General features: G+C 62.5%; 22 protein-coding genes. 11 read left to right on the forward strand and 11 right to left on the reverse strand.

The features are described 5' to 3' along the window. Positions 1 to 19: 19 nt before the first annotated feature. A complete protein-coding gene (locus ACNQPL_RS04400) occupies positions 20 to 1,309 on the reverse strand; it encodes an MFS transporter (RefSeq protein WP_416466081.1) in 1,290 nt (429 codons plus the stop codon). Between the two features lie 361 nt (positions 1,310 to 1,670). On the opposite strand from ACNQPL_RS04400, the gene ACNQPL_RS04405 reads away from it, so the two are divergent. Both ACNQPL_RS04405 and ACNQPL_RS04410 read left to right on the forward strand, forming a co-directional pair. Further along, the gene (locus ACNQPL_RS04405) at positions 1,671 to 2,069 is read left to right on the forward strand and encodes an acyl-CoA thioesterase (protein WP_012274860.1); all 399 of its coding nucleotides are present in this window, start codon (positions 1,671 to 1,673) and stop codon (positions 2,067 to 2,069) included. A 71-nt stretch (positions 2,070 to 2,140) separates the two neighbouring features. Continuing rightward, the gene (locus ACNQPL_RS04410; protein WP_416466082.1) at positions 2,141 to 3,037 is read left to right on the forward strand and encodes a D-hexose-6-phosphate mutarotase; all 897 of its coding nucleotides are present in this window, start codon (positions 2,141 to 2,143) and stop codon (positions 3,035 to 3,037) included. A 142-nt stretch (positions 3,038 to 3,179) separates the two neighbouring features. Here ACNQPL_RS04410 and ACNQPL_RS04415 read toward each other — a convergent pair whose 3' ends face one another. From ACNQPL_RS04415 to ACNQPL_RS04435, 5 genes are all read right to left on the reverse strand, one after another. After that, complete coding sequence (locus ACNQPL_RS04415; RefSeq protein WP_346612693.1) at positions 3,180 to 3,713, reverse strand: DUF3299 domain-containing protein; 534 nt, start codon at positions 3,711 to 3,713, stop codon at positions 3,180 to 3,182. Positions 3,714 to 3,761: 48 nt separating this feature from the next. After that, positions 3,762 to 4,007 carry a GlsB/YeaQ/YmgE family stress response membrane protein gene (locus ACNQPL_RS04420; protein ID WP_027592121.1) on the reverse strand — a complete coding sequence of 82 codons (246 nt, stop codon included), beginning with the start codon at positions 4,005 to 4,007 and terminating at the stop codon, positions 3,762 to 3,764. 108 nt (positions 4,008 to 4,115) lie between these two features. Further along, positions 4,116 to 5,198 carry a 5-(carboxyamino)imidazole ribonucleotide synthase gene (locus tag ACNQPL_RS04425; RefSeq protein WP_346612694.1) on the reverse strand — a complete coding sequence of 361 codons (1,083 nt, stop codon included), beginning with the start codon at positions 5,196 to 5,198 and terminating at the stop codon, positions 4,116 to 4,118. Between the two features lie 10 nt (positions 5,199 to 5,208). Then, on the reverse strand, positions 5,209 to 5,700 hold the full coding sequence (gene purE, locus ACNQPL_RS04430; RefSeq protein ID WP_003253304.1) for a 5-(carboxyamino)imidazole ribonucleotide mutase: 492 nt from the start codon (positions 5,698 to 5,700) through the stop codon (positions 5,209 to 5,211). 240 nt (positions 5,701 to 5,940) lie between these two features. Further along, positions 5,941 to 6,855 carry a LysR substrate-binding domain-containing protein gene (locus ACNQPL_RS04435; protein WP_416466083.1) on the reverse strand — a complete coding sequence of 305 codons (915 nt, stop codon included), beginning with the start codon at positions 6,853 to 6,855 and terminating at the stop codon, positions 5,941 to 5,943. Between the two features lie 182 nt (positions 6,856 to 7,037). Here ACNQPL_RS04435 and aspA point away from each other — a divergent pair, with 182 nt between their 5' ends. From aspA to ACNQPL_RS04455, 4 genes are all read left to right on the forward strand, one after another. Then, entirely contained in the window at positions 7,038 to 8,462 is a 1,425-nt protein-coding gene (aspA, locus tag ACNQPL_RS04440; RefSeq protein ID WP_041168153.1) for an aspartate ammonia-lyase, read from the forward strand. A gap of 156 nt (positions 8,463 to 8,618) precedes the next feature. After that, positions 8,619 to 9,611 carry an AraC family transcriptional regulator gene (locus ACNQPL_RS04445; RefSeq protein ID WP_416466084.1) on the forward strand — a complete coding sequence of 331 codons (993 nt, stop codon included), beginning with the start codon at positions 8,619 to 8,621 and terminating at the stop codon, positions 9,609 to 9,611. A gap of 215 nt (positions 9,612 to 9,826) precedes the next feature. After that, on the forward strand, positions 9,827 to 10,867 hold the full coding sequence (locus ACNQPL_RS04450; RefSeq protein ID WP_346612697.1) for a histone deacetylase family protein: 1,041 nt from the start codon (positions 9,827 to 9,829) through the stop codon (positions 10,865 to 10,867). Between the two features lie 2 nt (positions 10,868 to 10,869). After that, positions 10,870 to 11,973, forward strand: coding sequence for a polyamine ABC transporter substrate-binding protein (locus tag ACNQPL_RS04455; protein ID WP_416466085.1), 1,104 nt, complete (start codon positions 10,870 to 10,872; stop codon positions 11,971 to 11,973). 123 nt (positions 11,974 to 12,096) lie between these two features. On the opposite strand, the gene ACNQPL_RS04460 is transcribed toward ACNQPL_RS04455, so the two are convergent. Continuing rightward, on the reverse strand, positions 12,097 to 13,626 hold the full coding sequence (locus ACNQPL_RS04460; RefSeq protein WP_416466086.1) for a PLP-dependent aminotransferase family protein: 1,530 nt from the start codon (positions 13,624 to 13,626) through the stop codon (positions 12,097 to 12,099). A gap of 90 nt (positions 13,627 to 13,716) precedes the next feature. Between ACNQPL_RS04460 and ACNQPL_RS04465 the strand changes: the two genes are divergently transcribed. From ACNQPL_RS04465 to ACNQPL_RS04475, 3 genes are read left to right on the forward strand one after another with little or no spacing between them, the layout of a single operon-like run. Beyond that, the gene (locus tag ACNQPL_RS04465) at positions 13,717 to 14,346 is read left to right on the forward strand and encodes an FMN-binding negative transcriptional regulator (protein ID WP_346612700.1); all 630 of its coding nucleotides are present in this window, start codon (positions 13,717 to 13,719) and stop codon (positions 14,344 to 14,346) included. Between the two features lie 12 nt (positions 14,347 to 14,358). Further along, positions 14,359 to 14,805 (forward strand): GNAT family N-acetyltransferase, encoded by a 447-nt coding sequence (locus ACNQPL_RS04470; RefSeq protein WP_416466087.1) that lies wholly within the window; start codon positions 14,359 to 14,361, stop codon positions 14,803 to 14,805. Positions 14,806 to 14,811: 6 nt separating this feature from the next. Further along, the gene (locus ACNQPL_RS04475; RefSeq protein ID WP_416466088.1) at positions 14,812 to 15,483 is read left to right on the forward strand and encodes a GNAT family N-acetyltransferase; all 672 of its coding nucleotides are present in this window, start codon (positions 14,812 to 14,814) and stop codon (positions 15,481 to 15,483) included. A 79-nt stretch (positions 15,484 to 15,562) separates the two neighbouring features. Here ACNQPL_RS04475 and oadA read toward each other — a convergent pair whose 3' ends face one another. Together oadA and ACNQPL_RS04485 are read right to left on the reverse strand one after the other, a co-directional pair. Continuing rightward, positions 15,563 to 17,371 (reverse strand): sodium-extruding oxaloacetate decarboxylase subunit alpha, encoded by a 1,809-nt coding sequence (gene oadA / locus ACNQPL_RS04480; protein WP_416466089.1) that lies wholly within the window; start codon positions 17,369 to 17,371, stop codon positions 15,563 to 15,565. An 11-nt stretch (positions 17,372 to 17,382) separates the two neighbouring features. Continuing rightward, a complete protein-coding gene (locus tag ACNQPL_RS04485; RefSeq protein ID WP_346612704.1) occupies positions 17,383 to 18,798 on the reverse strand; it encodes an acetyl-CoA carboxylase biotin carboxylase subunit in 1,416 nt (471 codons plus the stop codon). 203 nt (positions 18,799 to 19,001) lie between these two features. On the opposite strand from ACNQPL_RS04485, the gene ACNQPL_RS04490 reads away from it, so the two are divergent. Beyond that, positions 19,002 to 19,949, forward strand: coding sequence for a LysR family transcriptional regulator (locus ACNQPL_RS04490; protein WP_416466150.1), 948 nt, complete (start codon positions 19,002 to 19,004; stop codon positions 19,947 to 19,949). Here the strand turns inward: ACNQPL_RS04490 and ACNQPL_RS04495 are convergent. Next, on the reverse strand, positions 19,891 to 20,109 hold the full coding sequence (locus ACNQPL_RS04495; protein ID WP_346612705.1) for a PA3496 family putative envelope integrity protein: 219 nt from the start codon (positions 20,107 to 20,109) through the stop codon (positions 19,891 to 19,893). The two genes, ACNQPL_RS04490 and ACNQPL_RS04495, sit on opposite strands and share 59 nt — an antisense overlap. A 113-nt stretch (positions 20,110 to 20,222) precedes the next feature. Further along, the gene (hexR, locus tag ACNQPL_RS04500) at positions 20,223 to 21,089 is read right to left on the reverse strand and encodes a transcriptional regulator HexR (protein WP_346612706.1); all 867 of its coding nucleotides are present in this window, start codon (positions 21,087 to 21,089) and stop codon (positions 20,223 to 20,225) included. Between the two features lie 103 nt (positions 21,090 to 21,192). Between hexR and zwf the strand changes: the two genes are divergently transcribed. Beyond that, positions 21,193 to 22,635, forward strand: a complete 1,443-nt coding sequence (gene zwf, locus ACNQPL_RS04505; RefSeq protein ID WP_416466090.1) for a glucose-6-phosphate dehydrogenase — start codon at positions 21,193 to 21,195, stop codon at positions 22,633 to 22,635. Positions 22,636 to 22,744 lie beyond the last annotated feature (109 nt).

A 22,744-nucleotide genomic window follows, 5' to 3' on the forward strand; every position in this document is an offset into this window, starting at 1 on the left:
GAGCGGAATTAGTTAGGTTTCAGCGCTTATTCGCGAGCAGGTACAGGCCCACAATCAGACCGACGGCGCACAGGCCGGCAACATAATAAGCAGGTGCCATCGGGCTAACCTTGAGCAGCGCGGTAACCACCATCGGCGTCAACCCGCCGAAGATCGCGTAGGCCATGTTGTAAGAGAAAGACAACCCGCTGAACCGCACTACCGGCGGGAAGGCCTTGACCATCACGTAGGGCACGGCACCGACAATACCGACGCACAAACCGGTCAGCGCATACAGCGGGAACAGCAGGTCGGGGCGGGTCGGCAAGCTGTGGTAGAAGGTCCAGGAGCTGGCCAGCAGCAACAGGCTGCCAACGATGAACACGCGCCCGGCACCGAAGCGGTCGGCCAGCCGGCCGGCTGCGATGCAGCCGAGGCTGAGCAGGACGATGGCCAGGCTGTTTGCCTTGAGCGAATCGCTGGGGCTGACCTGGTAGAAGCTCTGCAGCAGCGCCGGGGTCATCAGGATCACCACCACGATGCCGGCCGACAGCAGCCAGGTCAGCAGCATCGACAGGACGATCGCGCCACGGTGGTCACGCAGCACCGCACGCAGCGGCAGCTCTTCGGCCAGCGCCTTGCGCTGCTGCATCTCGGCGAACACCGGGGTTTCGTGCAACCAGCGGCGCAGGTACACCGAGAACAGGCCGAATACGCCTCCCAGCAGGAACGGGATGCGCCAGGCGTAATCCGCCACCTCAACGGGGGTAAAGACACTGTTGATCAGCGTGGCGACCAGCGAGCCCAGCAGGATGCCCGAGGTCAGGCCCGCCGTCAGCGTGCCGCAGGCGTAGCCAGTGTTGCGTGCCGGTACGTGCTCGGAGACGAACACCCACGCGCCCGGCACCTCGCCACCGATCGCCGCCCCCTGAATCACGCGCATCAGCAACAGCAGGATCGGCGCCCACAGGCCGATCTGTGCATAGGTCGGCAGCAGGCCCATGATCAACGTTGGCAGGGCCATCATGAAGATGCTCAGGGTGAACATCTTCTTGCGCCCGAGCAGGTCGCCGAAGTGGGCCATGACGATCCCGCCCAGCGGGCGGGCCAGGTAGCCGGCGGCAAAGATGCCGAAGGTTTGCATCAAACGGAGCCATTCGGGCATGTCGGGCGGGAAGAACAGCTTGCCGACCACCGTGGCGAAGAACACGAAAATGATGAAGTCGTAGAACTCCAGGGCTCCGCCGAGGGCGGACAGTGAAAGGGTCTTGTAGTCACTGCGGGTCAGCGGCCGCGAGGGCTGATCGATACTGCTCGGCACGGAGGTCATCGCTCGTTCTTCTCTTGTAGGTCATGCAGGCCGCTTGGCGCGCGGCTTCTGGATTGCTGGGACAGGCGAAGATAGCAAATTGCCGAGCCGTGCTGAAAGCGATACAAAATCCATACAGATATTCATGAATGTGCGGTCGTCGCTGGGCGTTCGGCTATATATACTGGCCGCTCGTAGGAAAACGTTGCTGCCCACCTGGGATGTTGTGCGAAAACGCCGGTCTTTACTGTCAGACGGTTTCGCAGAGTTTCCCTATGGCCGTCCAGCGAAACGAAATCGGCGTAGTATGTTTCAAGCTGAATCGTTTACCCGGCCTTTGCGCCACACCAACGAAAGCGTCACGGGTCAGAGGCCCCACCGCATGATTGAGCTCGAACAAGAAGATCCTATCCCGCAAGGCGATCTGGCCTTGCAGATTACTGCGTTGCCCCGCGAAACCAACGGTTTCGGCGACATTTTTGGCGGCTGGCTGGTCGCCCAGATGGACCTCGCCGGCACGGCCATGGCCAGCCGCGTCGCTGGCGGCCGGGTGGCCACGGTGGCGATCGACCGCATGGCGTTCCTGGTGCCGGTAGCCGTGGGCGCGCAGCTGTCCTTTTATACCCAGACCCTGGAAATCGGCCGCAGCTCGATCCAGATGATGGTCGAGGTGTGGAGCGACGACCCGCTTTCCAGCGAATGGCGCAAGGTCACCGAAGCAGCGTTCGTCTTCGTTGCCATCGATGGCAGCGGCCGCACCCGCTCGGTGCCTCGTCGCTGAGCCACTCGCGCGTTAAACTCATTGCACGTCACCGGGTCGAAGGCCCACAGGCAATCAATGAGACAAGCGCAATGGCTACCTTCAAGGTCGAAACCGAGCTACACGGCGAACTCAACTGCTGGCGTATTACCAGCGACCGTGCCGAACTACTGATCGCCCAGCAGGGTGCGCAGATCCTCAGCTACCAGCGTGTCGGCGAGCCGCCGCTGCTTTGGCTGAGCGACCAGGCCATCTTCCAGCAGGGCAAGTCGGTGCGCGCGGGCGTGCCGGTATGCTGGCCGTGGTTTGGTAACCTGCAGCGCAACCCGGCAGCCGTACAAGGCATGTACCTTGGCAAGCAGGCCCCCGCCCATGGGTTGGCCCGCACCCGTGACTGGAAGTTGCTGGGCATTGAAGAAGCGGGCAGCGCACTGCGCATCGAATTCGAGCTGCCAGAAGCCCAGGGTGATCTGCCGGACTGGCCGCATGACGTCGAGCTGAGGCTGACGGTAGTGATGGGGGATGCACTTGAGCTGACCCTGACCAGCCGCAACCTGGGCAACACCCCAGTCACCATCAGCCAGGCCCTGCACAGTTACTTTGCCGTCAGCGATGTACGCCAGGCACGGGTCGAAGGTGTCGAAGGGCTGGGTTATATCGAGACCCTGGCGGACTGGGAACAGCGGCAGGAGCAGGGTGCGCTGGCGTTTACCGGTGAGACCGACCGTATCTACCTGAATACCCCTGCTCGGCTGAGCATCGTCGACCCGCACTGGGACCGGCGCATTACCCTGACCAGTAGCGGTTCGCGCTCGGCGGTAATCTGGAACCCTTGGACCGACCGGGCCAGGGAGCTACCCGACATGGCCGATGATGGCTGGCAGCGGATGTTGTGCATCGAGACGGCGAATGTCTGGGATGATGTGGTCGAGTTGAAGCCAGGGGCGAGCACTGCGCTGAAGGTCGCCATCGGCTGTGAAGTGATCTGAGCCTTGCAGTGATATCACCGGCCCTATCGCCGGCAAGCCGGCTCCCACAGGTACACTGCACTGCTTGAACACTGCGGGGTACTTGGGGGCAGTCCAACTTGTGGGAGCCGGCTTGCCGGCGATAGGGCCAGTACAGTCACCCTCAAAGATCAGCGTCCTCTACCACCCTCACCTTCCCCGCATCCAGCGCATAGGCCGCATCGGCCAGGTCATTGCTGACCTTCTCCACCTTCAACGTCCCGCTAACCCAAAGCGGCGTGTAGATGTCGTCGATCTTCAATCCCTTTGCATAGCGCACCAGCACCAGCTGGTTCGGCGGCGGGGGCGGCACGTGAATGCAGGCGCCAGGGTACGGCACCAGGAAGAACAGGGTGCTGTTGCCCTTGGCATCGCTCTCCAGCGGCACCGGGTAACCACCCAAGCGGATTTCCTTGCCGTTCATTGCCGCCACGGTCTTGGTCGAATACATCACCGCCGGCAAACCCTTGCTCTGCTTCAGGCCACCCTTGTCGGTGAACGTACCCATGGCCTCCGGCGAGTTGTGGTCGATCTCGGGCATTTGCTCGAGGGCTTTCTGGTCCGACTTTGGCATCAGCTCCAGCCAGTCGGTTTCAGGCAGCTCGGCATGGGCCAGGGTGCTGGCCAGAAGCAGGGGAATGAGGAAAAAGGCACGCATGGAAATGCTCGGCAACTCGGATGAATTGCCGAGCATTCTAACCAGTATTCAGCGTTTCTTGATTAATCCGTAGATCACCAGAAGCACCACGGCACCGACCAGCGCGCCGAAGAAGCCCGCAGCCTGCCCGGCCTGGTAGATCCCCAATGCCTGGCCACCGTAAGTGGCGAGCAGGGAGCCGGCAATACCCAGCAGGATGGTCATGATCCAGCCCATGCTGTCGTCGCCCGGCTTGATGAAGCGGGCCAGCAGGCCGACGATGAGGCCGATGAAGATGGTTCCGATGATACCCATGGCATTCCCTCTGCAGTGAAGATGGAGCAAGCCAAAGCCTAGACGGGCTTTGGCTCGTTGCCATGTTCAGAGGGCCAGCCGCTTGCAGAAGTTCGATCCAAAGCCCGATCAGTTGCTGATCAGAGCCTCTACTTCGGCAATCTTGCGCTCGAGCGTGGCCATATCACTGCAACGCAGGGTGGCGTGGCCGACCTTGCGCCCGACCTTGAAGGCCTTGCCGTAATGGTGCAGGTGGCAGTCGTCGATGGCGACGACCTTGTCCACCGCCGGCACTTCACCGATGAAGTTGAGCATGGCGCTCTCGCCGACCTTGGCAGTGGAACCCAGCGGCAGGCCGGCAACGGCGCGCAGGTGGTTTTCGAACTGGCTGCACTCGGCGCCTTCGATGGTCCAGTGCCCGGAGTTGTGTACCCGCGGAGCGATTTCGTTGGCCTTGAGGCCACCGTCGACTTCGAAGAACTCGAAAGCCATCACGCCCACGTAGTCCAGCTGCTTGAGCACCCGGCCGACGTAGTCTTCGGCCAGCGCTTGCAGCGGGTGCGCCTGGCTAGCCACCGACAGGCGCAGGATGCCGCTGTCGTGGGTATTGTGCACCAGCGGGTAGAAGCGCGTTTCGCCGTCGCGGGCACGCACGGCCACCAGGGAGACCTCGCCGGTGAACGGTACGAAGCCTTCCAGCAGGCACGGCACGCTGCCCAGCTCGGCAAAGGTGCCAACCACGTCTTCAGGTGTGCGCAGAACCTTCTGGCCCTTGCCGTCATAACCCAGGGTACGGGTCTTGAGCACGGCTGGCAGACCGATGCTGGCAACTGCGGCGTCGAGGTCGGCCTGCGAGAGGATGTCGGCGAAAGCCGGGGTCGGAATACCCAGGTCGCGGAACATGCTCTTCTCGAACAGGCGGTCGCGGGCGATGCGCAGCGCTTCGGCGCTGGGGTAGACCGGAACGAACTGCGAGAGGAAGGCCACGGTTTCGGCCGGGACGCTTTCGAACTCGAAGGTCACCAGGTCAACTTCGTCGGCCAACTGGCGCAGGTGGGCCTGGTCGCCATAGTCGGCACGCAGGTGATCGCCCAGCGGCGCGGCGCAGGCGTCAGGCGCCGGGTCGAGGAAGGCGAAATTCATGCCCAGCGGGGTGCCCGCCAGGGCCAGCATGCGGCCCAACTGGCCGCCACCGATTACACCGATCTTCATGGGTTCAGCCTCAAGCCTGACGTGGGTCTGGATTGTCCAGCACGGTGTCGGTCTGCTCGGTGCGGAACTGCTTGAGCGCCGCGTGATACTGCGGGTACTTGGCGCCGAGGATGCTCGCCGACAGCAGCGCGGCGTTGACCGCACCGGCACGGCCGATGGCCAGGGTGGCAACCGGTACACCGGCTGGCATCTGCACGATCGACAGCAGCGAGTCGACGCCCGACAGCATCGACGACTGCACCGGCACGCCCAGCACCGGCAGGTGGGTCTTGGCCGCGCACATGCCTGGCAGGTGGGCAGCGCCACCAGCGCCAGCGATGATCACCTCGATACCACGCCCTTCGGCTTCTTCAGCGTACTGGAACAGCAGATCCGGGGTGCGGTGGGCGGAGACCACCTTCACTTCGTAGGGAATGCCGAGTTTTTCCAGCATATCGGCGGTGTGGCTAAGGGTGGACCAATCGGACTTGGAGCCCATGATCACGCCAACCAGTGCACTCATCGTCGAGCCTCTCCTGCAAGCGCCTTCTGGCGCGCTAAAAGCAACAAGCCACGCAGGTGGACCGGCGTGGCTTGTCATACGGATTCTGAATCGACCAGGTTGGCCGAAGGCGCGGGATTATAGCGTATTCATCGGTAAACCGCCCAGCCCTCCATGCACATTGGCGGATCAAAGGCAAGCTGTCCCGCGAGACAACTTTTCAGCGCGTCCGGCGTTCTCGCCAACCCTGTGCATGAACCCTCAAACCGCCCCTTCACCCTGGGCGCTCGTCTCCAGCTTGCGCCACAGCAGCCGCACGTTGGCCTTGCGCACCAGCGCACAGCGGTACAGACGGATTTCCAGTGGCACATGCCACTGGCTACCGCCGCAGATCGCCAGTTCGCCACGGTCCAGCTCGCCGCGCATCGACAGGCGCGGCACCCAAGCGATGCCCATGCCTTCCAGGGCCATGCTCTTCAAGCTGTCGGCCATGGCTGTTTCATAGACGGTGGTATAGCGCAGGTTGCGCTGGCGCAGCAGCAGGTTCACCGATCGGCCCAGAAACGCGCCAGCGCTGTAGGCCAGCAATGGCACGCTGCTATCGCCTTCGAGGTCGAACAAAGGCTTGCCGTCGGCACCCACTGCGCATACCGGCAGCATTTCAGTGGTGCCCATGTGCAGCGAGGGGAAGATCTCGGCGTCCATCTGCAGGGCTGCATCCGGGTCGTAGAATGCCAGCATCAGGTCGCAGCCACCCTCGCGTAATGCATGCACCGCATCTCCGACGTTAGTGGCAACCAGGCGCGTGGCGATGTTCAAACCATCGTTGCGCAACTGGGCTACCCAGCGGGGGAAAAAGCCCGATGCCAGGGAGTGAGCCGCCGCGATCTGGATGACCTCGCCCTGCCCGCCTTCGAGGTGATGCAAGTGGCGGAGAACTTCGCTCAACTGGTCGACAACTGTACGCGCGGTGACCAGAAACAGCTGGCCGGACTCGGTCAGTTCAATGGGCGTGCGGGAACGATTCACCAGCGTCAGCCCCAACGCCGCTTCCAGGCTGCGGATACGTCGGCTGAAGGCCGGCTGAGTGACGAAGCGCCGCTCTGCGGCTTGCGAAAAACTGCGGGTGGAGGCCAGGGCACTGAAGTCTTCCAGCCATTTGCTTTCCAGGTTCACGAAGCATCTCTCCCGGCGTGCACCAAAATGGAACACGCTCGATTGTCAATTGGCGTCACATCAAACACTATGCCGTTTGTGCATAGGTTAGCGTGCAACAGCATTGGCCGCAAAATCCGCTTCGGGCCTAGGATTGGCGCCATTCCGGCATGTGCCGGGTCAAATTCGAGATGATATCCATCATGTCCTCCGCTGCATCGTTCCGCGTCGAAAAAGATCTGCTTGGTACCCTTGAAGTTCCTGCTGATGCCTACTACGGCATCCAGACCCTGCGCGCTGCCAACAACTTCCACCTCTCCGGGGTTCCGCTGTCGCACTACCCGAAGCTGGTAGTCGGCCTGGCGATGGTCAAGCAGGCAGCTGCTGACGCCAACCGTGAGCTGGGGCACCTGAGCGATGCCAAACATGCCGCGATCAGCGCAGCCTGCGCACGGCTGATCAAGGGCGACTACCACGAGCAGTTCGTGGTCGACATGATTCAAGGCGGTGCTGGTACTTCTACCAACATGAACGCCAACGAAGTCATCGCCAACATCGCGCTGGAGGCCATGGGCCATCAGAAGGGTGAGTACCAGTACCTGCACCCGAACAACGATGTAAACATGGCACAGTCGACCAACGACGCCTACCCTACCGCTATTCGTCTGGGCCTGCTGCTGGGTCACGACGCGCTGCTGGCCAGCCTCGACAGCCTGATCCAGGCGTTCGCTGCCAAAGGTAAAGAGTTCGACCACGTATTGAAGATGGGCCGTACCCAGCTGCAGGACGCTGTGCCGATGACCTTGGGCCAGGAATTCCGCGCCTTCGCCACCACCATGACCGAAGACCTCAACCGTCTGCGTTCGCTGGCACCCGAGCTGCTGACCGAGATCAACCTGGGTGGTACTGCCATCGGTACCGGCATCAACGCCGACCCGGGCTACCAGATGCTCGCCGTACAGCGCCTGGCAACCATCAGCGGCCAGCCGCTGGTACCGGCTGCCGACCTGATCGAAGCCACCTCCGACATGGGCGCCTTCGTGCTGTTCTCCGGCATGCTCAAGCGTACTGCGGTCAAGCTGTCGAAGATCTGCAACGACCTGCGCCTGCTGTCCAGCGGCCCACGCACCGGCATCAACGAAATCAACCTGCCAGCGCGTCAGCCAGGCAGCTCGATCATGCCAGGCAAGGTCAACCCGGTTATCCCGGAAGCCGTCAACCAAGTCGCCTTCGCCATCATGGGCAACGACCTGGCACTGACCGTCGCCGCCGAAGGTGGCCAGCTGCAGCTGAACGTGATGGAGCCGCTGATCGCCTACAAGATCTTCGACTCGATCCGCCTGCTCCAGCGCGCCATGGACATGCTGCGCGAACACTGCATCGTCGGCATCACCGCCAACGAACAGCGCTGCCGTGAACTGGTCGAGCACTCGATTGGCCTGGTCACCGCCCTGAACCCGTACATCGGCTACGAAAACGCCACCCGTATCGCCCGCGTCGCCCTCGAAACCGGCCGCGGTGTGCTGGAACTGGTGCGCGAGGAGAAGCTGCTGGACGAAGAGATGCTCAACGACATCCTGCGTCCGGAAAACATGATCGCTCCACGTCTGGTTCCGCTGAAGGCGTAACCCGACCGCTGCAAACAGTCTCACCAGGTCGAGGGACTAGACACCTCTCAACCTTTGCAGGGCCCGAGCGCACGCTCCGGGCCCTTTTTTTTGCCTGCGCCTTCCCGGCACACAACTTGCTCCATAATGCCTCCCAGCCCCACGGGAATACCGAGCATGCTGCACAGCCACCTGACCACCCTCAACGCGGTTTCGCTGATCCTCAACCTGTTCCAGGAACAAGGGTGCGAGGCCACGGCGCTGCTGGCTGGCAGCGGCATAGGCCCGGCAGACCTTGGCCATGCCGATGCGCGCATCACCACCCAGCAAGAGTTGCAGGTCTGTGCCAACGCAGTGGCGCGGCGTGAGGACATCGGCCTGGAGCTGGGCCGGCGCATGCACGTGTCGTGCTACGGCATGCTCGGTTACGCCTTGCTCTCCAGTGCCACTTTGGGTGACGCCTTGCGCCTGGCGCTGCAGTATCCGGCACTGCTGGGAACAGTTTTCCAACTGCGCCTGATCGACGACGGCCGACGCGTGTGGTTCAGCGCCAACGAATACCGTGATATTCCTGAGTTGGCTGCGTTCAATGCCGAGTTCTGCCTGGTTTCGCTGAAAGTCATCTGCGACGACCTCCTCGGCCGCCCGCTGCCACTGCTCGGTGCCCGCTTCGAACATGCCCGGCCCGGCTACCACGCGCGCTATACCGGTGCATTCCAGTGCCCGCTAGCCTTCGAGGCGCAAGACAACGCCTTTGCCTTCGAGCGACGCTGGCTGGGCACACCGCTGCCGCTGGCCGACCCGATTACCCACAAGGCCATGAGCGAACGCTGCCGGCGCCTGAACCTGGAGTTCACCGGGCGCCAGGCCTGGCTGGGGCGGATTCGCCAACTACTGCTGCAACAGCTGGACGCGGCACCCGGCCTGGAAGGCCTGGCCCGGCAGATGAACTGCTCGTCGCGCACCTTGCGCCGGCACTTGCAGGCGCTGGGCAGCAGTTATCAACAGTTGCTCGACGAGCTGCGCTTCGAGCGTGCCAAGCAGTTGCTGAGCGATGAGCAGATGCCGATCTACCGGATTGCGGAGGCTTTGGGGTTCAGCGAGACCGCCAGCTTCCGCCATGCCTTCCAGCGCTGGAGTGGTGTGGCACCCAGCCACTTCCGCGGTTGACCTGTTCCGGCCCTATCGCCGGCAAGCCGGCTCCCACAGGTCCTGCGCTGCATTCCAGGCCTGTGCAGTACTTGTAGGAGCTGGCTTGCCGGCGATAGGGCCAGCACAGGCCAACAGCTTTGGCCACATCGATCCCCTTTTGGCCGTTTGCGTCGTTCTCCCGCGCCGAGGCGCCCGTGAAAATGGGCCAACGCCAGTACCACCGGAGAACAACAATGCTGACGATCTATTCCGATGATCACCGCCTGCACCACGGCCGCTGCGAGCTGATCGACGGCAAGCTGATGCCTTGCTTCGAAATGCCTTCGCGCGCCGACCATGTGCTCGACCAGGTGAAAAAGCGCAACCTGGGCGACATCCAGGGCCCGACCGATTTCGGCCGCGCGCCGCTGCAGCGCATCCACAGCGCCGACTACCTCAACTTCTTCGAAGGTGCCTGGGCACGCTGGGCCGCCCTGGGCCACGACGGCGACCTGCTGCCCTTCACCTGGCCAGCCCGCACCCTGCGCCAGGTCAAACCGACCGGTCTGCACGGCGAGCTGGGTTACTACAGCTTCGATGCTGGCGCGCCAATTACCGCAGGCACATGGCAGGCCGCCTACAGTGCTGCCCAAGTTGCGCTCACTGCCCAGGCTGCGATCCAGCAAGGCGCCCATTGCGCCTTCGCCCTGTGCCGCCCACCAGGGCACCATGCTGCAGCCGAGGTCATGGGTGGTTATTGCTACCTGAACAACGCCGCGATTGCCGCCCAAGCCTTCCTCGACCAAGGCCATACCAAAGTGGCCATCCTCGACGTGGACTACCACCACGGCAACGGCACTCAGGACATCTTCTACTCGCGCGACGACGTGTTCTTCGCTTCGATCCACGGCGACCCACAGGCCGAGTTCCCGTTCTTCCTCGGCTATGCCGACGAAACCGGTGAAGGCGCAGGCCTTGGCTGCAACGTCAACTACCCGCTGCCAGCCGGCAGCGACTGGGCGGCCTGGAGTGCGGCTCTGGAAGCGGCCTGCCAGCGCATTGCCGCCTATGACGCTGATGTCCTGGTGATCTCACTCGGCGTGGACACCTTCAAGGACGACCCGATCTCCCAGTTCAAGCTGGACAGCCCGGACTACCTGGAAATGGGCAAACGCATTGCCCAACTCGGCAAGCCGACCCTGTTCGTGATGGAAGGCGGCTACGCTGTGGAAGAAATCGGTATCAACGCGGTCAATGTGCTGGAAGGCTTCCAGCGCGCCCAGCCAGGAGCCTGATAATGGTCCGACTCAAGCGTCTGCTCGCCCCGTTCATCGCTGCCACCCTGTTCACTGGCGCCATCCAGGCCCATGCAGAACAGCGCACGTTGCGTGTGTACAACTGGTTCGACTACATCACCCCGCAGACCTTGACCGATTTCCAGAAGGACAGCGGCGTCAAGCTGACCTACGACATCTTCGACACCAACGAAGCGCTGGAGGCCAAGCTGCTGACTGGCAACTCCGGCTACGACGTGGTGGTGCCGTCCAACGTGTTCCTGGCCAAGCAGATCGAAGCGGGCGTGTTCCAGCCACTGGACCGCAGCAAGCTGCCGAACTGGCAACACCTGGACCCGGCGCTGATGAAGCTGATCGAGGCCAACGACCCGGGCAACAAGTTCGCCGTACCCTACATGTACGGCACCGTGCTGATCGGCTTCAACCCGGACAAGGTCAAGGCCGTGCTCGGCGACCAGGCGCCAGTGGACAGTTGGGACCTGATATTCAAGGAAGAGAACATCGCCAAACTCAAACAGTGCGGCGTGGCGCTCCTTGACTCGCCGTCGGAGATCCTGCCGCTGGCGTTGAAGTACCTGGGCCTGGACCCGAACAGCGACAAGCCGGACGACTACAAGAAGGCTGAGGCCTTGCTGCTGAAGATCCGCCCACACATCACCTACTTCCACTCCTCCAAGTACATGGCGGACATCGCCAATGGTGACATCTGTGTCGCAGTCGGTTATTCCGGCAGCTTCTCGCAAGCCGCCAACCGCGCACGGGACGCGAAGAACGGTGTGGTGGTGGACATGCGCCTGCCCAAGGAAGGCGCACCGATCTGGTTCGACATGCTGGCGATACCCAAAGGGGCGGCCAACCCGGAGGATGCGCATACGTTCATCAACTACCTGCTGCGCCCGGAAGTGATCGCGCCGATCAGCGACTTTGTGGGGTACCCGAACCCGAACAAGGATGCGACCGACAAGGTCAGCCCGTCGATCCGCAACAACCCCAACCTGTACCCGACCGCGGACGCGATGGCCAAGCTGTATACGCTCAAGCCTTTGACGCGCGAGGCAGAGCGGGCGCGGACACGGGCCTGGACCAAGATCAAGTCCGGGACCTGAGCCTGAGGGCTGCTGCGCAGCCCAATCGCCGGCAAGCCGGCTCAACAGGTTCTCTACTGTTCTCAAGGCAGTGATCATCCTGTAGGAGCCGGCTTGCCGGCGATTGGGCCGCATTGCGGCCCCCTACTTTCTCCACGCCTTGCGCAACCGCATCAACGCCTCGGCAATTTCCCCCTCCGGCACCGCCGCAAACCCCAGCACCAGCCCCGCACGGTTATCCACAGGCACCTCGCTATCCTCCAGCCAATAGCTGCTCAGCGGATTCACTTCCACCCCCGCCGCCTCTGCCCTGGCCACCAGCTCCTGCTCACGCGCAAAGTTATCCACATCCACTTTCACATGCAGCCCAGCTGCCACTTCAGGCATCGCCCCAAGCCCCGGCACATCCACAGGCCAACCGGCCTTGAGCACATTGCGCCGGCTCAACGCCGCCCGGCGCATACGGCGGATATGCCGCTGGAAGTGCCCTTGGGCCATGAATTCGGCCATCACACACTGGGTGCCCACCTCGGAATGCCGCATCGCCAACGCCCTGCCCTGGCTGAACGCCTGAACCAGGCGTGCCGGCAGCACCAGGTAGCCAAGCCGCAAGGCCGGGAAGGCGATCTTGCCAAACGTGCCGACGTAAAGCACCCGCCCTTGGCGGTCCAGCGCCGCCAGCGGCGCCAGGGGCGCACCGCTGTAGCGGTACTCGCCGTCGTAATCGTCCTCTACGACCCAGCCATCGTGACGCTCGGCCCAGGCCAGCAGCGCCAGGCGCCGGGCCAGGCTCATGGTCACCCCGGTCGGGTACTGGTGAGCGGGGGTGACGTAGGCGAGGCGACAGTCCCGCAGTTGCTCCAGACGCGCGCAATCCATGCCCTCCCCATCCACCGCAATACCCGTCACCTTGGCGCCGGCAACGGCGAAGGTATGGCCGGCGGCGCGATAGCCAGGGTTTTCCACAGCCACACCGTCGCCTGGCTGCAACAGCAACTGTGCACAAAGGCTGATGGCTTGCTGCGCGCCACTGGTGATCACAATTTGTTCAGCCGTGCAGGTCAAGCCCCGTGACCGTCGCAGGTAAGCGGCGATCAGTTCGCGCAGCGTGAACTCGCCTGCTGGGTCACCGTAGCCTAATTGCGCAGGGTCCGGATTGCGCCAGAAACCCGCCTGCAGCTTGGCCCACACGCCAAACGGGAACAGGTCGAATGCCGGGATGCCCACGCGAAAAGCACGCGGTGCACCCGGTCTTGGGAGCGGCAGATGGTGAATTTTCAGACGTTCCAACGGCTCACTGGACAGTGTGTTGCTGGATAAATCCTCAGTATTATCCGATGAAAATGTGGATAAACCTGTTGATAAACCCCGGGATAACCCTGTGGATAGTTGTGTGGATAGTTTTTCCAGCCGGCTTACATAAGTGCCATCCCCTACACGGCTTTCGATATAGCCCTCGGCATACAACTGGTCGTAGGCACGCACCACGCTGTTGCGCGAAAGCGCCAGCATGTTCGCCAGATCGCGGGTCGCCGGCAGCCGCGTGCCACTGCTCAGACGCCCGTCCAACACCCGAGCACGCAAAGCCTCGTACAGCTGCTGGCTGAGCCCACGCCGGCGGTCCAGCACCAGGCCGGCGCAATCGAAAGGCAACACAAGAGGACGCACGGTCATGGCATTGGACCTATCAAAACTGTTGTTAATGGATCTTACCCTGAGCCAATAGCCTGCCTAGGATGGAGCCATTCGACAAGGAACCTGCACATGTACAACAGCAAGCCCCACCAGGAACACGACCGCGAGCGCTTGCATCAGCACATGCTCGATACCCGCCTGGCTGTGTTGGTGAGCCAAGGCGCGCAGGGACTGCTGGCCACGCACCTGCCCGTTCTGCTCGATCCCGATGAGGGCGAGTTCGGCACCGTCTACGCCCATCTCGCACGCGCCAATCGCCAATGGCAAGACCTGGAGCAAGGCGGCGAAGCGCTGCTGGTATTCCCCGGCGCCGATGCCTATGTCAGCCCTGCGTACTACCCCAGCAAGGCCGAGAACCCCAAAGTGGTGCCCACCTGGAACTACCTGGCCGTGCATGCGTACGGCCCGGTCGAGGTTATCCACGAAGCAGCGCCCCTGCTGAACATCGTCAGCCGCCTGACCGATCGCCATGAACAAGGCCGCAGCGAGCCGTGGAAAGTGGCCGATGCGCCCCGCGACTACCTCGACGGCATGCTCCGCGCCATCGTCGGCATCCGCCTGCCCATCGCCCGCCTGCAAGGCGCGCGCAAGCTCAGCCAGAACCGTTCGGCACAAGACATCGCCGGCGTGCGCGACGGCCTGAGCAGCAGCACCGATTACCTGGACAACCAACTCGCGGCGCAGATGCGCCAGCTCTGAAGGAATAGCCCCATGCCCAGCCTTACCCTGCGCCCTGTCAGTGCCCAAGACCACGCCGCCTGGCTTGCCCTGTGGCAGGCGTACCTGCGCTTTTACCAGACCGAGCTGGCCGATGAGGTCAGCCTCAGTACCTGGCAGCGCCTGCTCGACCCGAACGAACCCACCCATTCGACCCTGGCCTGGGTCGATGGCAAGGCGGTGGGGATGGTCAACTTCATCTACCATCGTTCCAACTGGAGCATCGAGAACTCCTGCTACCTGCAGGACCTCTATGTGGACAGCACACAGCGTGGCCTGGGCATCGGCCGCCAGCTGATCGAGCACGTCTACGCCACGGCCAAGGCCGACGGGTGTATCAAGGTGCACTGGCTGACCCACGAAACCAACGCCACTGCCATCAGCCTGTACGAGCAGGTTGCCGAGCGGCCGGGCTTCATCCAATTTCGCAAAGGGCTGTAGGCAGACATGACTGACGCATTGAACTGGAAACCTGCCGCCACCCCGCAGGCCGGGGCTATCGAAGGCCGCTTCATCCGCCTGGAAAAACTCGACCCCGCACGCCACGGTGACGATCTGTGGAAAGCGCTGCAGGGCCCGGATTCCGATCCCGTGCTTTGGGATTACCTGCCCTACGGCCCCTTCACCGAGCGGGCTCCCTTCGACCGCTGGCTGGAAGGCAACGCCGCCGGGCGCGATCCGCTGTACTACACCGTCATCGACCGGATCAGCGGCCAGGCCCAAGGCATTCTTACGCTGATGTCGATCGTGCCCGACCACGGGCGCATCGAGATCGGCCATATCGCCTTCGGCGCCCCCATGCAGCGCACGCCGAAGAGCACCGAAGCGGTGTACCTGCTGGCCAAGCTCGGCTTCGAACTGGGCAACCGCCGCCTGGAGTGGAAGTGCAACAATGCCAATGCCCGCTCCAAGCGTGCAGCCGAGCGCTTCGGCTTCCAGTTTGAAGGGGTGTTCCGCAAGCACCTGGTGGTGAAGGACCATAACCGCGATACGGCGTGGTATTCGATCACCGATGATGAATGGCCGCAGGTGGCGGCCGGGTTCGAGCGGTGGCTGAGCGAGGAGAATCAGGGGGCTGAGGGGCAACTGAGGACGCTTGAGGCGTGCCGCAACGGCTAAAGCTGAGGCCGGTATAGTCAGAAAAAAAAGGGGAGCATCCGCCCCCCAGAGGTTACCCGCTAGTAGATGAGGGCTTCTGTCAGCCCTCGATCTCGATCAGGATCTCACCCGGCGTGACGCGATCACCCTTGGCGACATGGATGGCCACGACCTTGCCGGCGATGGCCGCCTGCACTTCGGTTTCCATCTTCATCGCTTCGGTGATCAGCACGGCCTGGCCGGCCTTGACCGTGTCGCCTTCCTTGACCAGCACATCGACGATGTTGCCTGGCATGGTGGTGCTGACATGGCCTGGGGCGCTGGCCTGCTTGCGCTTGCTGCTGCCGCCACCGACGAACTCGTTGAGTGGCTCGAACACCACTTCTTCCGGCATGCCGTCGATCGACAGGTAGAAGTGGCGCTTGCCTTCGGCCTTGACGCCCACACCGGTGATGTCGACGCGGTAGGTTTCGCCGTGCACGTCGATGACGAACTCGGTCGGCACGCCCTCACCGCCAGGGGCGGCGACTGCGCCGGCTTCAGGGATCGGCAACAGGGCTTCGGGGGTCAGCGTGCCGGCTTCGCGTTCTTCGAGGAACTTGCGGCCAATGTCCGGGAACATGGCAAAGGTCAGCACGTCCTCTTCACTGCGCGACAGCGCGCCGATGTCGGCACGCAGCTTGGCCATTTCCGGCTTGAGCAGGTCGGCCGGGCGCACGTCGATCACGTCTTCGCTGCCGATCGCCTGGCGGCGCAGCTGTTCATTCACCACACCCGGGGCCTTGCCGTAACCGCCTTGCAGGTACAACTTCACTTCGTTGGTGATGGTCTTGTAGCGCTCACCGGCCAGCACGTTGAAGAACGCTTGGGTGCCAACGATCTGCGAGGTCGGCGTCACCAGCGGCGGGAAGCCGAGGTCTTCGCGCACCCGCGGGATTTCCGCCAGCACTTCGTTCATGCGGTTCAGCGCGCCCTGCTCCTTGAGCTGGTTGGCCAGGTTGGAAATCATCCCGCCCGGCACCTGGTTGACCTGCACGCGGGTGTCCACGGCGGTGAACTCGCTCTCGAACTGGTGGTACTTCTTGCGCACGGCATAGAAGTACAGGCCGATCTCCTGCAACAACTCCAGGTCCAGGCCAGTGTCGAACTCGCTGCCCTTGAGCGCAGCGACCATCGATTCGGTACCCGGGTGGCTGGTGCCCCAGGCGAAGCTGGAGATGGCGGTATCGATGTGATCAGCGCCATTTTCCACGGCCTTGAGCTGGCACATGGCGGCCAGGCCAGCGGTGTCGTGGGAGTGGATGAACACCGGCAGCGATTGCTCGGCCTTCAGCGCCTTGACCAGCTCGCCGGTGGCGTAAGGGGTCAGCAGGCCGGCCATGTCCTTGATCGCCACCGAGTCACAGCCCATGGCTTCCATCTGCTTGGCCTGGTTCACGAAGGCCTCGATGGTGTGCACCGGGCTGGTGGTGTAGGCGATGGTGCCCTGGGCATGCTTGCCGGCAGCCTTCACTGCCTCGATGGCCACACGCAGGTTACGCACGTCGTTCATGGCGTCGAAGATGCGGAACACGTCGATGCCGTTGACCGCAGCCTTGGCCACGAACGCTTTGACCACGTCATCGCTGTAATGGCGGTAGCCCAGCAGGTTCTGACCGCGCAGGAGCATCTGCAGGCGGGTGTTGGGCAAGGCGTTGCGCAGCTTGCGCAGGCGCTCCCACGGGTCTTCCTTGAGGAAGCGCACGCAGGCGTCGAAGGTTGCGCCGCCCCACACTTCGAGCGACCAGTAGCCGACCTTGTCGAGCTTGTCGCAGATCGGCAGCATGTCTTCGGTACGCATGCGGGTGGCCAGCAGGGACTGGTGGGCGTCGCGCAGGATCGTGTCGGTTACGTGGATTTTCTTGGACATTATTGGATTCCTCACAGGCCTGCGTGGGCGGCGATGGCGGCGGCGATGGCCAGGGCCAGCTCTTCGGGTTTGCGCTTGATCGAGTAGTTGGTCAGTTCAGGGTGGCTTTCGACGAAGCTGGTGTTGAACTGGCCGCTACGGAATTCTGGATTGCGCAGGATCTCCTGGTAGTACGCGGCGGTGGTCTTCACCCCTTGCACGCGCATGTCATCCAGGGCCCGCAGGCCGCGGTCCATGGCCTCTTCCCAGGTCAACGCCCAAACCACCAGTTTCAGGCACATGGAGTCGTAGAACGGCGGAATGGTGTAGCCGGTGTAGATGGCTGTGTCGGTGCGCACGCCCGGGCCGCCGGGGGCGTAGTAACGGGTGATCTTGCCGAAGCTGGGCAGGAAGTTGTTCTTCGGGTCTTCGGCGTTGATGCGGAACTGCAACGCGAAGCCGCGGTGCTGGATGTCTTCCTGCTTGACCGACAGCGGCAGGCCCGAGGCGATGCGGATCTGCTCACGGACAATGTCGATACCGGTGATTTCTTCGGTGATGGTGTGTTCCACCTGCACGCGGGTGTTCATCTCCATGAAGTACACCTCGCCCTCGGCGAGCAGGAACTCCACGGTACCGGCGTTCTCGTAGTTCACCGCCTTGGCCGCACGTACCGCCAGGTCGCCGATGTAGGCGCGCTGTTCGGGAGTGAGCTGCGGGCTCGGGGCAATTTCGATGAGCTTCTGGTTACGGCGCTGGATCGAGCAGTCGCGCTCGAACAGGTGCACCACGTTGCCGAAGCTGTCACCGAGGATCTGCGCTTCGATGTGCTTTGGGTTGACGATGCACTTTTCCAGGAACACTTCCGCCGAACCGAAGGCTTTAGTGGCCTCGGAAATGACCCGGGGGAAGTTCTGCTCCAGTTCTTCACGGCTGTTGCAACGGCGAATACCACGCCCGCCGCCGCCCGAGGTGGCCTTGAGCATCACCGGGTAGCCGATGCGCTCGCCTTCACTCAGGGCTTCGTGGATGTCGGCAACGTTGCCTTCGGTACCAGGGGTCACGGGCACCCCGGCCTGGATCATGGTGCGGCGCGCTTCGGTCTTGTCGCCCATGCGGCGAATGACCTCGGCCGCCGGGCCGATGAACTTGATCCCGCGCTCGGCGCATATCTCTGCCAGTTCAGCGTTTTCCGACAGGAAACCATAGCCCGGGTGCAGGGCATCACAGCCGGTTTCGACAGCAAGGTTTACCAGCTTGCGCGGGTTCAGGTAGCCGGCCAGCGGCTCGGCACCAATGCTGTAGGCCTCGTCGGCGCGCTTGACGTGCAAGGCGTGACGGTCGGCGTCGGAATAGATCGCGACAGAGCGAATGCCCATCTCGGCGCAGGCACGCACGATCCGCACTGCGATTTCACCCCGGTTGGCGATCAGGATTTTTTTTATCACTGGAGTCTTCCCAAAGCCGTAGGAACAGTCGACCCGGTTCTACCGGTCGGCGCGTGACCAGACGTCGCTGGCCAGTCGCGTATTCACCCTAGCGCTGTAGGTCGATAAACAAAAATCAATATTTGTTAGGGGCTGTATTAGCAAAAGCTTATAGTTGAGTAACAAGGTTTTGCCGGAGCAGGTAAAAAATGCGTAAGTCATTGATGCGTATGACTTTGCGTCAGTTGCAGATCTTCAACGAAGTGTGTGATTTGCGCTCGTACAGCCGTGCGGCGGAAGAGATGGCGCTGACGCAACCCGCCGTAAGTCTACAGATCCGCCAGCTGGAGGAACTGGTTGGGCAGCCGTTGTTTGAGTATGTCGGCAAAAAACTCTACCTGACCGAGGCCGCCGAGGCGCTGCAACGCGCCAGCCGGGATATTTTCGGGCGCCTGGAAAGCCTCGACATGCAACTGTCGGACATGCAGGGCTCACTGCAAGGGCAGCTTAAACTGGCGATCGAATCCAGCGCCAAGTACTTCGTGCCACACCTGTTCGCCGCCTTCAAGCAGCGCCACCCGGAGGTCAACCTGACCCTTACGGTGGTTAACCGCGCTCAGGCGATCCGGCGCCTTTCCGATAACCGCGACGACCTGATCATCATGTCGATGGTGCCGCAGGACATGGGCCTGGAGTTTCTGCCGTTTCTGAACAACCCGATCGTCGCCGTGGCGCCGCCGGAGCATGCCCTGTGCAAGCTTGAGCAGCTGCGCCTGCAAGACCTGGAGCCTCATACCTTGCTGGTCCGTGAACAGGGGTCGGGCACGCGCAAGGCCTGCGAGGAGTACTTCAAGGACAAGCGCGTGCACTTCACCCAGACGCTTGAAGTGGCCTCGGCAGATGCCCAGCGCGAATGCGTGATCGCAGGCCTGGGCATTGCCCTGCTGACCCGCCACGCCGTCAATATGGAATTGGCTGCAGGGGTGCTCAGGGAGTTGCCTGTAGAGGAATTGCCCCTGTATCGCAGCTGGTGCGTGGTGCAGGCCAAGGCCAAGCGGCAGTCGCCGGTGGCCTTGGCGTTCCTGGCGTTCATCCGCAGCGAACGTGCGCTGATCAGCGCGCTTGTTGAACGTTTTTCGGGGAAGCCGCTGCTGAAGCCTGCCACACCGTGAGCTCTTGCAGCTCAGGGTAGTCCGCCAGGTCGCGGAGCAGTTGTCGTTGGTCGCAATAGCTTTCGATCGCGCGGCGGTACTCCATGCGGCGCTGATCCCTTTCCTGCTGTTTGCGAGCCTTGGCGTTTGGTAGGTACGAGCCATCGAAATCACGAGCCATGCCTGTCTCCCTGATCGAGTGCGAGGAGCTTCAGACTGGCTTCAATGGTTTACCGTTTTGCTGAGAAATGGTGACAAATCGGTGAAATTTGCAGCTGCTGCCTACACCCTCGATCAGTCGTCCATCGCCTTGATCGACTTGGGTGACAACCGCAGGCTGCGCAAGCTGCGCTTGACGCTCTTCAGGTGATTGACCAGGCTCGGCCCGCGGGCCATGGCCACGCCCATGGCCAGCACGTCGATCACCACCAGGTGGGCGATACGCGAGGTCAACGGGGTGTAGATTTCGGTGTCCTCGTGTACATCGATCGCCAGGTTGACGGTAGACAGCTCCGCCAATGGGGTTTGGCTCGGGCACAAGGTGATCAGGTTGGCGCCGCTCTCTCGCACCAGGTTGGCAGTAATCAGCAAATCCTTGGATCGGCCGGACTGAGATATGCACACCGCCACGTCACCCGGCTTGAGCGTGACCGCCGACATCGCCTGCATGTGCGGGTCGGAATAGGCCGCGGCACTCAGCAGCAGCCGGAAGAACTTGTGTTGAGCGTCCGCCGCTACCGCGCCGGACGCACCGAACCCATAAAACTCCACACGCTGCGCCTGGGCCATGGCACTCACCGCGCGCTGCAACGCCTGCGGGTCGAGGTGCTCGCGCACTTCCATCAGGGTGTGCAGGGTGGTGTCGAAAATCTTCAGGCTGTAGTCGGCAACCGAGTCGTCTTCATGGATCGCAAACTGACCGAAACTGGCGCCAGCGGCCAGGCTCTGCGCCAGCTTTAGCTTGAGGTCCTGAAAGCCCGAACAGCCAATCGCCCGGCAGAAGCGCACGATGGTCGGCTCGCTGATGCCCACGTTGTGCGCCAGGTCGGCCATCGAGCTGTGCATGACGGCAGCCGGGTCTAGCAGCACATGGTCTGCCACTTTCAATTCCGATTTGCGCAGCAGGTGGCGCGATTGGGCGATATGTTGCAACAGATTCACGGGCTGGACTCGGTTATGATCGGCTGGCCGGGATGTAGCTTTCTTGTAGTTATACTACATGGACGCCAACCCGCCCAGTTAAACGAACGTGGAGAGTGGCGGTTTGACGATTCCTTGCGACATTCTGGTGTTCGGCGGCACCGGCGATCTGGCCCTGCATAAACTGCTGCCAGCGCTCTACCACCTGTACCGCGAGGCGCGTCTGAACCCTGCCGTGCGCGTCATTGCCCTGGCCCGGCGCAACATAACGCGCAACGAATACCTCAGGCTCGCAGAACGCCACTGCCGGGCGCAGATCGCCCGAAGCGACTTCGATGAAGACGTGTGGCAACGCTTTTGCGCACGCCTGGACTACTTCCCCATGGATGCTGCGCAGAGCGCCGATTTCGGCCGGCTGGCCCGCTACCTCGGCGAACCTGGCGGGCTGGCCCGCATTTATTACCTGGCCACCGCGCCCAACTTGTTCGTGCCGATTGCCAATAACCTGCGCGTGGCCGGGCTCGCGGACCACGAAGCGCGCATCGTGCTTGAAAAACCGATCGGCCATTCGCTGGAGTCGGCCACCGCCATCAACGAAGCGATCGGCGCAGTATTCGACGAATCCCAGGTATTTCGGATCGACCACTACCTGGGCAAGGAGACGGTACAGAACCTCATGGCCCTGCGCTTCGCCAATGCGCTGCTTGAACCGGTGTGGCGCAACGGGCAGGTCGACCATGTACAGATCAGCGTCTGCGAAACCCTCGGTGTAGAGAACCGTGGCAGCTACTACGACCGCGCTGGTGCAACACGCGACATGCTGCAGAACCACTTGCTGCAGCTGCTGTGCCTGGTGGCCATGGAGCCGCCCGCGCAGTTCGAAGCCGAGGCGGTGCGCGACGAGAAGGTGAAGATCCTGCGTGCCCTCAAGCCGATCACCGGCCAGGACGTGCAGGACAAGACCGTACGCGGCCAATACGGTGCGGGGAGAATCGGCGGTCAGGAAGTGCCTGCCTATTACTTCGAGAAAGACGTGGACAACGACAGCGACACCGAAACCTTCGTCGCCGTGCACGCCCACATCGACAACTGGCGCTGGGCCGGCGTGCCTTTCTACCTGCGCACCGGCAAACGCATGGCGCGTCGTTCGTCGCAGATCGTCATTCAGTTCAAGCCCGTGCCGCATGAGCTGTTCAGCGGTGGCCAGGTCAACCAGCTACTGATCCAGTTGCAGCCAGACGAGCGCATCAGCCTGCGCATGATGACCAAGAGCCCGGGCAAGGGCATGCGCCTGGAGCCGGTCGACCTCGACCTGAACCTGGCGCAAGTCTTCGGCCAGACCCGTCGCTGGGAGGCCTACGAGCGCTTGCTGCTGGATGTACTGGAGGGGGACTCTACCCTGTTCATGCGGCGCGACGAAGTTGAAGCGGCATGGGCGTGGATCGATCCGATCATCCAGGGTTGGGAGGATCACTTTCAAGCGCCCCGCCACTACGCCGCAGGTAGCAGCGGCCCAGAGCAAGCCAACAGCCTGCTGGCACATCAGGGCAGAACCTGGCATAGCTGAAGCCATTGCCGATTTCAGTCGTTCCCCAATGCAGGGCAACCGTTGACACAGAAGAAAGCCGTCCCGCTCCCAATGCTCCCGTGCAGTAGAGAAAGTCGCACTGCGCCTC

It is taken from the genome of Pseudomonas sp. LFS044, from assembly GCF_047978245.1.
Classification (GTDB): domain Bacteria; phylum Pseudomonadota; class Gammaproteobacteria; order Pseudomonadales; family Pseudomonadaceae; genus Aquipseudomonas.